10 protein-coding genes are annotated in these 8,834 nt (G+C 65.2%); 8 read left to right on the forward strand and 2 right to left on the reverse strand.

Features of this window, described 5'->3' with window-relative positions:
- The first annotated feature begins 145 nt into the window (after positions 1 to 145).
- Positions 146 to 667, forward strand: coding sequence for a CinA family protein (locus Q1K70_RS14520; protein ID WP_300160976.1), 522 nt, complete (start codon positions 146 to 148; stop codon positions 665 to 667).
- A 75-nt stretch (positions 668 to 742) separates the two neighbouring features.
- A complete protein-coding gene (locus Q1K70_RS14525; RefSeq protein ID WP_300160978.1) occupies positions 743 to 1,000 on the forward strand; it encodes an amphi-Trp domain-containing protein in 258 nt (85 codons plus the stop codon).
- Between the two features lie 153 nt (positions 1,001 to 1,153).
- On the opposite strand, the gene Q1K70_RS14530 is transcribed toward Q1K70_RS14525, so the two are convergent.
- Positions 1,154 to 2,863: an amidohydrolase gene (locus Q1K70_RS14530; protein WP_300160979.1), complete on the reverse strand. Its 1,710-nt coding sequence runs from the start codon at positions 2,861 to 2,863 to the stop codon at positions 1,154 to 1,156.
- Between the two features lie 242 nt (positions 2,864 to 3,105).
- The gene (locus Q1K70_RS14535; RefSeq protein WP_300160981.1) at positions 3,106 to 3,621 is read right to left on the reverse strand and encodes a hypothetical protein; all 516 of its coding nucleotides are present in this window, start codon (positions 3,619 to 3,621) and stop codon (positions 3,106 to 3,108) included.
- A 166-nt stretch (positions 3,622 to 3,787) separates the two neighbouring features.
- Here Q1K70_RS14535 and Q1K70_RS14540 point away from each other — a divergent pair, with 166 nt between their 5' ends.
- The 6 genes from Q1K70_RS14540 to nrfD form a co-directional block, all read left to right on the forward strand.
- Positions 3,788 to 4,327, forward strand: coding sequence for an RsbRD N-terminal domain-containing protein (locus tag Q1K70_RS14540; protein ID WP_300160983.1), 540 nt, complete (start codon positions 3,788 to 3,790; stop codon positions 4,325 to 4,327).
- A gap of 38 nt (positions 4,328 to 4,365) precedes the next feature.
- Positions 4,366 to 5,367: a sulfate reduction electron transfer complex DsrMKJOP subunit DsrM gene (dsrM, locus tag Q1K70_RS14545; RefSeq protein WP_300160985.1), complete on the forward strand. Its 1,002-nt coding sequence runs from the start codon at positions 4,366 to 4,368 to the stop codon at positions 5,365 to 5,367.
- A 49-nt stretch (positions 5,368 to 5,416) separates the two neighbouring features.
- Positions 5,417 to 7,030 carry a sulfate reduction electron transfer complex DsrMKJOP subunit DsrK gene (dsrK, locus tag Q1K70_RS14550; RefSeq protein ID WP_300160987.1) on the forward strand — a complete coding sequence of 538 codons (1,614 nt, stop codon included), beginning with the start codon at positions 5,417 to 5,419 and terminating at the stop codon, positions 7,028 to 7,030.
- Between the two features lie 3 nt (positions 7,031 to 7,033).
- Positions 7,034 to 7,453, forward strand: a complete 420-nt coding sequence (gene dsrJ / locus Q1K70_RS14555; RefSeq protein ID WP_300160989.1) for a sulfate reduction electron transfer complex DsrMKJOP subunit DsrJ — start codon at positions 7,034 to 7,036, stop codon at positions 7,451 to 7,453.
- A 42-nt stretch (positions 7,454 to 7,495) separates the two neighbouring features.
- Positions 7,496 to 8,272, forward strand: coding sequence for a sulfate reduction electron transfer complex DsrMKJOP subunit DsrO (gene dsrO / locus Q1K70_RS14560; RefSeq protein ID WP_300160991.1), 777 nt, complete (start codon positions 7,496 to 7,498; stop codon positions 8,270 to 8,272).
- An 8-nt stretch (positions 8,273 to 8,280) separates the two neighbouring features.
- On the forward strand, positions 8,281 to 8,834 hold a 554-nt coding region (gene nrfD / locus Q1K70_RS14565; RefSeq protein ID WP_300160992.1), incomplete at its 3' end, for an NrfD/PsrC family molybdoenzyme membrane anchor subunit.

The raw sequence follows: 8,834 nt of genomic DNA on the forward strand, positions 1-8,834 counted from the left end.
GGGGCCGAGGGCCCCTCCTGGACCACCCCGAAAGGGGGGAGGGGATGGAATGACAATATTGTTGAAAAGGCGAGAGGCGTCGCGGCGGTGACAAGGGCAGGGGAATCGGCTAGTCGGGGTAAAGGAGCGAAGCAGGGGGGAGTGTATGCAGGAGAAGTTGCAGGCGATGGCCGCAAGGCTCGGCGAGGCCCTCGTGGCGCGGGGCTGGACGCTTGCTTGCGCCGAATCGTGCACCGGCGGGCTGCTCGCGAGTGTGCTCACGGATGCGTCCGGCGCCTCGGCCTGGTTCAACGGCGCGGTGGTGGCCTACGCCAACGCGGTCAAGCGCGACGTGCTCGGCGTGTCCCAGGACACCCTCGACTCCAAGGGCGCGGTCAGCCGCGAGGCGGTGCTGGCCATGGCGCGCGGGGCGCGCGGCGTCATGCGGGTGGACGTGGCCGTGGCCATAAGCGGCGTGGCCGGGCCGTCCGGCGGCACCCCGCAAAAGCCCGTGGGCACGGTCTGGATAGCCTGGGAAGGCCCGGACGGCGTGGCCGTCAAACGCTTCCAGTTCGACGGAGACCGGCTGGCCGTCAAGCGCCAGGCCGCGCTCGAGGCCATGGCCGGGGTCCTGGCCATGGCCGCCGGCCCCAGGGCCGGGGACGAGCCGGAAGCAATCCGTCCGTAACCGCGCCGACGTCGGCCGGACATCCGGGAAGGGTAGGACGCGCCATGGCCGCCGGCAGGCGGCCGGGAGGCGCGTATGCACACGAAAACGGCCCGCCTGGGCGGGGTGATGGGCGTATGGGAGGCGGCGGACAGGCTCGAGGGCCTGGCCCGGGAACTGCGGGCCGGCAGCCTCGGGGTCACGGCCGGGCGGATGTCCATGAACCTGTCCCCGGCGGTCATGCTGGACGTGGAGATCCGCGCCAGCCAGGGCGGCGACCGCGAGGGGCTGGACGTGCGGTTGTCCTGGCGTCCCCACCGCCCCGAAGCCGCCAGTCTGCGCGGCGAATTTTAGCCCGAAGCCATTTTACCGGGGCCGGCCGGGCGACCGGCCCGGGAGAGCGGCGACCCTTGCCGCCGGGCCCTCCCCAACGCGCCCAGGCTTGGCGCGGCGCAACGATGCCCGGCGTTTAATAAACGACGCTGGCGTATCTTTCCGGTTTCGTCGCTACTGCCCCTGGTAGACGGTCTCGCCGCCGACGATGGTGCGCGTGACCACGACGTCCTTGATCCGCTCCTTGGGCACGGTCAGCAGGTTGTCCGAGTAGACCGTCATGTCGGCGTACTTGCCGGGCTCGATGCTGCCCTTGAGGTCGGCCTCGCCCAGGGACGCCGCCGCCCAGGTGGTCCACATCCGAAGCGCCTCCTCGGGCGTGACCGCCTCCTGGGGCTCGAAGACCCCCATGTCCGACTGGCGCGTGACGCTGGCCGCCATGGCCTTCAGGGGCGAGATGTTGGCCAGGTAGATGCCGGTCATGTCCGTGCTGGCCGCCGGCGTAAGGCCCGCGTCGATCATGTCGCGGAAGCGGAAGCCCGTGGCCGCCAGCTTGGGGTCCATGTTCTCGAAGTCCGCCTTGACCAGGGCCGTGAGCCACACGGGCTGGACCGAGATGCGAAGCCCCTTGTCCCTGAGGGCCTTGGCCCGGGCGAGCTCGTCGGCCTTGAGCTGGAACATGCCGAAATGCTCGATGCGCATGAGCGGCGGCAGGGGGGCGCCGGATTTGACCAGATGCTCGTAGGCCGCAAGCCCCATGTCCGTGGCCGCGTCGCCCGAGCAGTGCAGCATGGGCATGACGCCGTTTTTCGCGGCGATGGCGGCGAAGCGGTCGGCCTGCGCCTGGCTGGTCACCAGGGAACCGCGGCCGCCCGGGGGATCGTCGCGGTCGTGGCCGAGGTAGGGCTCGCACATGTAGCCGCTCCTGGCGTCGTTTTCCCCGTCCATCCAGGCCTTCACGGCCGCGAACCGGTACCAGGCCGGGTCGGCCTTGGCCGGCATGCGGAAGGCGTCGAGGTTTTCCGGCATGTCCGAGGCGTTGGGAGACGTCCAGACCGAGACGGTGTAGCGGATGTGCGGCCTGGCCCCCGAGGCGGCGATTTTTTGCAGCACGGGCAGGGCCGCCGCCGGGGTGATGGCCGCGACCGAGGTGAAGCCGTAGCCGTTCCACAGCTCCTGGATGCCGTCGGTGTAGGCGCGCTCCAGGGTGGCCGGACTCGGGTCGGTGGGGATGTCGGCCTGGGCGTCGAGGACCACGCCCGTGGGCTCGCCGTTCGGTCCGAGGATGACCGTGGCCCCGTGGCGCATCTTGGTCATGCCCTGCGTGATGCCGAGGGCCTTGATGGCCGCCGAGTTGACGACCACCTGGTGCGCGCCGTTGGCCAGGACCACCGGGTTGTCCGGCGCGGCCTTGTCCAGCTCGGCCCGGTTCGGCAGCCGCTTTTCCGCGAACTTGTTCTCCGAGGCCGACACGCAGGCCGCGTAGATCCACTGCCCTTTGGCCGTCCTGGCCGCCCAGTCCGCGATGCGCCTGAGGGCTTCGGCCACGGAGGGCGTGTCCGGGTAGCGGCAGTCCACCCAGTCGTTCTTGAGATAGTAGGTCTCCATAGGGTGGGTGTGGGCGTCGATGAGGCCGGGGCTCACGAACTTGCCGCCGAGGTCCACCAGCCGGGTGTCCGGCCCGGCCAGGGCCGTGACGTCGGCTTCCGAGCCCACGGCCGTGAACTTGCCGTTTTTCACGGCCACGGCCTGGGCCAGGCTGCCGGACGCGTCCAGGGTGGCGAAGGTGGCGTTGCGGAAGATGACGTCCGGCGGCGGGGCGGCCGTGGCGGGAGCGGGCCAGGAAAGCAGGGCGAGGGCGAGGACGGCGAGGATGCGGCGCATGTCGGGCTCCTTGTTCCCATCGGTTCGCGGCGCAGCCGGCGAGGCGGCAGGCGCTGACGGGAAGGAAAGACGATTCCCCGACGACGCGGCAGGGCTGCTCCTGGATGTCGCGGCTTCGGGCAGGACCGTGGCCGACCTCTCGTTTTTTTCACGGATGCACGGAAAAGTCATCCGCAACGGGGGAAAATGACGGTATTGTCGCCGAAAGGGCGGAGCGGAAGAGGGGAGGGGCGTCCTAGTCCTTAGGCGGGCGCGGCGGGCGTTCCGTCTTGCTCCTGCCGGCGGCGCAGGGCGGCCAAGCCCTTGTTGGACACCACCCAGCCCTTGGCCTTGCCGTCGTTTTTCACGCGGATGCGCAGCAGGTAGCCGTGGTTGAAGAGGTCTTCCAGGTCGTCCTTGTCGCACTGTCGACGGGCCACGTCGCCGGGCATCATGCCCCGGAAGGTGGACAGCCGCGAGTAGTGGTAGACGTCGTTTAAGATGCGCAGGTGCTCGGGCATGAGCTCGGGCTCTTCGGGCGTCTCGGCCTGGGGCAGCTCCAGGCGGCCGGCCTCGGTCAGCCGCCAGCCGGCCATGGTGCGGCCGCAGGGGTAGGAGAGCTTGATGCGCTCCAGGAGTCCGGCCTCTTCGAGGGCGGCCAGGTCTTTTTTGGAATAGAGCAGGGCCTGTCGTCTGGGCAGGGCCCCCTGGTACCGTTCCACCGTGGCGAAGGCCGCGGCGGCCCGGAGGATTTCCTGCTGCATGGGGGGTAATTTCATGGGCCGCTTCTTTTTTCCGAAAATAGCAAAATTCTCCCCTGTCAGGCAAGGAGTGGGATTTCACGGGGTTGCAAGACGCCGCGCGCGCTTGCCCCTCCTTTACAATTTGTGCTTTTCTGATAAGGAATCAGCCTGTTAAGCGATTGTGAAGAAAGGGACATTTTTCATGCTCAAGCTAGCGGATTTCTTGGTCCTCGAGCAGAAGGCCGTCCTCGACCGTTGGTTCGACCTGGTCCTGGATACCTACGCCGAAAATACGGCGGTGCTTTGGAAAAAAAAGGACGATCCCTTCGCCAATCCGGTGCGGCACAAGTTCGAGGCCGGCATGCGCGGCATCGTGGTGGCCCTGGCCGGGTGCGGCGAGAGTCCGCGGGCCGAGGTCTTCGCCCCCATGCTCGACGAGATCGTGCGGGTGCGGGCCGTGCAGGACTTCACCCCGTCCCAGGCCACGGCCTTCGTCTTTCTGCTGAAAAAGGCCGTGCGCGAAACGCTGTGGGAGAAGGTCGTCGAGCACGACCTGTTCGTGGAACTGCTCGCCCTGGAGTCGGCCGTCGACGTTCTGGCGCTCTTCGCCTTCGACATCTACTGCCAGTGCCGGGCCAAGATCGCCGAATTGCGCATCGCCCAGATCAGGAAACAATACGACCGGCTCCTCAAGCGGTCGGGTCTCGTCTGCGACTTCTCCGCCGAGGGAGAGGAACCGTGAGGCGCGTTTGGGGCAAACCTTTAACGAGGTGAGGGTACATGGCAGCGTTTTATTCCTTACTCGCGGTCTTGGCGCTCATCGTCATCCCGTGGCTGGGCGCCGGGATGGGGATGGGGGCGTTGTTCGGGATCGTGCTCCCGTACATCGCGATCATCGTGTTCATGGTGGGATTCGTCCTGCGCATCGTGGACTGGGCCAAGAGCCCGGTGCCGTTTTGCATTCCCACCACGGGCGGCCAGCAGAAATCGCTGCCCTGGATCGAGAACAGCCCCTGGGACAACCCCTCTGACAAGAAAGGGGTGTTCATGCGCATGGTCTTCGAGGTGCTGACCTTTCGCTCGCTTTTCCGCAACACGTCGGTGAAGCTCCAGCAGGAAGGCCCCAAGGTGGGATACAGCTCCGAGAAGTCCCTGTGGCTGTTCGCGCTCATCTTCCACTACTGCTTCCTGGTCATCCTCATCCGGCACCTGCGCTTCTTCCTCGCGCCGGTGCCCTGGGCCGTGCATGTCACGGAGTTTTTCGACTCCATCCTGCAGATCGGCCTGCCCGTGATGTACCAGACCGACGCCCTGATCCTGCTCGGCCTGTTCTTCCTGTTCGCCCGCCGCGTCTTCGACGGCAAGGTGCGCTACATCTCCCTCATGCAGGACTACTTCCCCCTGCTCCTGATCCTCGGCATCGCGCTCACCGGCATCTGGATGCGCTACGTGGTCAAGGTGGACGTCATCGCCGTCAAGGAACTGGCCATGGGCCTGGTCACCCTGCACCCCCACCTGCCCAAGGAGGCCATCGACCCGTCGGTCTACGCCCATCTCACCCTGGTGTGCGCGCTTTTCATCTACTTCCCCTTTTCCAAGCTCATGCACATGGGCGGCGTCTTCCTCTCTCCCACCCGCGTCCTGCCCAACATGAGCCGGCGGGCCATGTGGGTGAACCCGTGGAACGACCCGAGCATCAAGCCCCACTCCTACGAGGCCTACGAGGACGACTTCCGCGAGAAGATGATCGAAGCCGGACTCCCTGTGGACAAGCAGGCCTAAGCGGGCCGCAACCCCATTTCATCATTCTGGAGAGAAGCGAGGAGCGATCATGGCCAAGTATCCGCCACCGGAAGAACTCATCAAGATCAACTACACCACGCCGGTCAAATCCTGGATGGATTCCAAGACCGCGTTTAAGCCCGGCAATTTCAGCTATCCCGGCAAGCCCGACATCCTCAAGTACCTCGGCATGCCCAATCCCCGCGAGTGGAACCCCATGGACGACGACTGGAAGCTGCCGCCGGACTGGCAGCGCATCGTCATGGAGAAGTTCCGCGAGAAGCTCAAGAAGTACCGCTCGTTCAAGATCTTCATGGACGTGTGCGTGCGCTGCGGCGCCTGCGCCGACAAGTGCCACTTCTTCATCGGCGGCGGCGACCCCAAGAACATGCCGGTGCTGCGCGCGGAACTGCTGCGCTCCATCTACCGGGGCGAGTTCTCGGCCGCGGCCAAGGTGCTCGGCAAGCTGGCCGGGGCGCGCAAGCTGGAAGAAGACGTGATCAAGGAATGGTTCATGTACTTCTACCAGTGCACCGAGTGCCGCCGGTGCTCGCTGTTCTGCCCCTACGGCATCGACACCGCCGAGATCACCATGATGGCGCGGGAACTCCTCCATGAGGTGGGCTGCAACATCAACTGGATTCTCGAGCCGGCCGCCAACTGCAACCGCACCGGCAACCACCTCGGCATCCAGCCCCATGCCTACAAGGACATGATGGATTTCCTCTGCGACGACATCGAGGAGATCACCGGCAGGCGCGTCCGGCCCAACGTCAACAAGAAGGGCTGCGAGATCCTCTTTATCACGCCCTCCGGCGACATCTTCGCCGACCCGGGCATCTACACCTACATGGGCTACCTGATCCTGTTCGACTACCTCGGACTGGACGTCACCTGGAGCACCTACGCGTCCGAGGGCGGCAACTTCGGCCTGTTCACCTCGGACAAGATGATGAAGAAGCTCAACGCCAAGATGTACGCCGAGGCCAAGCGCCTGGGCGCCAAGTGGATCCTCGGCGGCGAGTGCGGCCACATGTGGCGCGTCATCAACCAGTACATGCTGACCATGAACGGCCCGGCCGACTTCATGGAGACCCCGGTCTCGCCCGTCACCGGCACCAGATTCGACGCCGCCGCCGGCACCAAGATGCTCCACATCTGCGAGTTCACGGCCGACCTGATCAAAAACGGCAAGCTCAAGCTCGACCCCAGCCGCAACGACAACTTCGTCAGCACCTACCACGACTCCTGCAACACCGCCCGCGGCATGGGCCTGTTCGAGGAGCCGCGCTACATCCTCAAAAACGTCTGCCGCCAGTTCTACGAGATGCCCGAAAACACCATCCGCGAGCAGACCTTCTGCTGCGGCGGCGGCGCGGGCCTCAACAACGAGGAGTTCACGGAAACGCGCCTGCGCGGCGGCCTCCCCAGAGGCAACGCGGTCAAGTACGTGCGCGATCGCCACGGCGTCAACAACCTGGCCTGCATCTGCGCCATCGACCGCGCCACCCTGCCGCCGCTGTGCGACTATTGGGCCCCGGGTGTCGGCGTCTCCGGCGTGCATGAGCTGGTGGGCAATGCGCTCATTCTCGACGGCGAGAAGAAGCGCACCACCGACCTCAGGCAAAACCCCCTGCCGGGGATGGAGGACGAGGAGGAATAACCTATGTACAATGCCAAATACATCATTCCAGGCATTATCTTCTTCCTGGCCCTCATCTTCGCACCCGTCGCCTACAACATGGGCAAAGGCGCTTTCGAGGTGAAACCGGAACTGCCCAAGGACCAGAAGGACTGCATCGAGGACGCGCAGACCATGCGCGACAAGCACATGCAGATCCTAAACGAGTGGCGCAACGAGGCCGTGCGCGACGGCAATCGCATCTACGTCAACGCCAAGGGCCAGAAGTTCGTCAAGAGCCTCACCAACACCTGCATGAGCTGCCATACGGACAAGGCCAAGTTCTGTGATCGCTGCCACGAGACGGTTGGCGTGGCCCCCTACTGCTGGGATTGCCACAATCTGACGCCGAACCAGAAATCGCCCATTCCCCTCGCCCAAAACGGCGAAGCGGGCGGACACTAGGCCGGCGCGCCCGGTGACACCTCCACTCAAGGGGACCATATCATGAAGAACAACAGACGAGAGTTCCTGAAACTGGCCGCCGTGACCGCCATCGGCGTCGGCGCCGGTCGTCTCGGCTTCCTGGGCGACGCCCCGGCCTACGCCGGCCCGCTCCCCGGGGTGGCCAACTTCGAGGAGGGCCTCAAGGCCAAGCACTGGGGCATGGCCATCTTCTCGGCCAAGATGACCCCCGAGCTCATCGAGAAGTGCCGCCTGGCCTGCCACACCGAGCACAACGTCCCGGACATCCCCGGCGACAAGAACATCAAGTGGTTCTGGGGCGCTTCCTACGAGGAGTCCTTCCCCGACGCCCACGGCCACTACCTGTCCGAGGAGATCGAGCACCGGCAGTTCCCGCTTCTGTGCAACCAGTGCGAGACGCCCATGTGCGTGAAGGTCTGCCCCACCCAGGCCACCTTCCAGCGCCCGGACGGCATCGTCATGATGGACTTCCACCGCTGCATCGGCTGCCGCTACTGCATGGCCGGCTGCCCCTTCGGCGCGCGCAGCTTCAACTTCCAGGACCCGCGCCCGTTCATCAAGCACTTCAACCCGCAGTTTCCCACGCGCATGCGCGGCGTTGTGGAAAAATGCAACTTCTGCGCCGAGCGCCTGGCCATCGGCAAACTGCCCATGTGCGTGGAAGCGGCCGGCGGAGCCATCGCCTTCGGCGACCTGTCCGACGAGAACTCCGATGTCCGCAAGGCCCTGCGCGAGCACTTCGCCATCCGCCGCAAACCGGACGCCGGCACCTCGCCGAGCGTGTACTACATTCTGTGAGGTAAGCCATGCTGGAAAAAGCGCTCAAGGGAAGCCCCCGATACTGGGGCACGCTGATCGGCCTCGGGCTGGTCGTGCTGCTCGGCCTGGGCTTCTGGTTCTACCAGTTGACCTTCGGCATGAAGATCACCGGGCTCAACCGCGACGTGTCCTGGGGCTTCTACATCGCCCAGTTCACCTATCTGGTCGGCGTGGCCGCCTCGGCCGTCATGCTGGTGCTGCCCTACTACTTCCACCACTACAAGGAATTCTCCAGGATGATCATCCTGGGCGAATTCCTGGCCATCGCGGCCGTGGTCATGTGCCTGGGCTTCATCATCGTGGATATCGGCCAGCCGCAACGGATGATGAACGTGCTTTTAAACGCCACGCCCCATTCGATGCTCTTCTGGGACATGATGGTCCTTAACGGCTACCTGTTCCTGAACATCATCGTGGGCTGGACGAGCCTGCAGTACTTCAAAAACGACATGACTCCGCCCAAGTGGTGCAAGTTCCTGGCCTTCGTGTCGGTCATCTGGGCCTTCTCCATCCACACCGTCACGGCCTTCCTGTACGCCGG

It is taken from the genome of Solidesulfovibrio sp. (assembly GCF_029978005.1).
Classification (GTDB): domain Bacteria; phylum Desulfobacterota; class Desulfovibrionia; order Desulfovibrionales; family Desulfovibrionaceae; genus Solidesulfovibrio.

Excerpts from the sequence above, each read along its gene's own strand:
- Q1K70_RS14525 (WP_300160978.1), top strand. The coding sequence starts at position 743 with ATGCACACGAAAACGGCCCGCCTGGGCGGGGTGATGGGCGTATGGGAG.
- dsrK (WP_300160987.1), top strand. The coding sequence starts at position 5,417 with ATGGCCAAGTATCCGCCACCGGAAGAACTCATCAAGATCAACTACACC.
- dsrJ (WP_300160989.1), top strand. The coding sequence starts at position 7,034 with ATGTACAATGCCAAATACATCATTCCAGGCATTATCTTCTTCCTGGCC.
- dsrM (WP_300160985.1), top strand. The coding sequence starts at position 4,366 with ATGGCAGCGTTTTATTCCTTACTCGCGGTCTTGGCGCTCATCGTCATC.
- Q1K70_RS14520 (WP_300160976.1), top strand. The coding sequence starts at position 146 with ATGCAGGAGAAGTTGCAGGCGATGGCCGCAAGGCTCGGCGAGGCCCTC.
- Q1K70_RS14535 (WP_300160981.1), bottom strand. The coding sequence starts at position 3,621 with ATGAAATTACCCCCCATGCAGCAGGAAATCCTCCGGGCCGCCGCGGCC.
- dsrO (WP_300160991.1), top strand. The coding sequence starts at position 7,496 with ATGAAGAACAACAGACGAGAGTTCCTGAAACTGGCCGCCGTGACCGCC.
- Q1K70_RS14540 (WP_300160983.1), top strand. The coding sequence starts at position 3,788 with ATGCTCAAGCTAGCGGATTTCTTGGTCCTCGAGCAGAAGGCCGTCCTC.
- Q1K70_RS14530 (WP_300160979.1), bottom strand. The coding sequence starts at position 2,863 with ATGCGCCGCATCCTCGCCGTCCTCGCCCTCGCCCTGCTTTCCTGGCCC.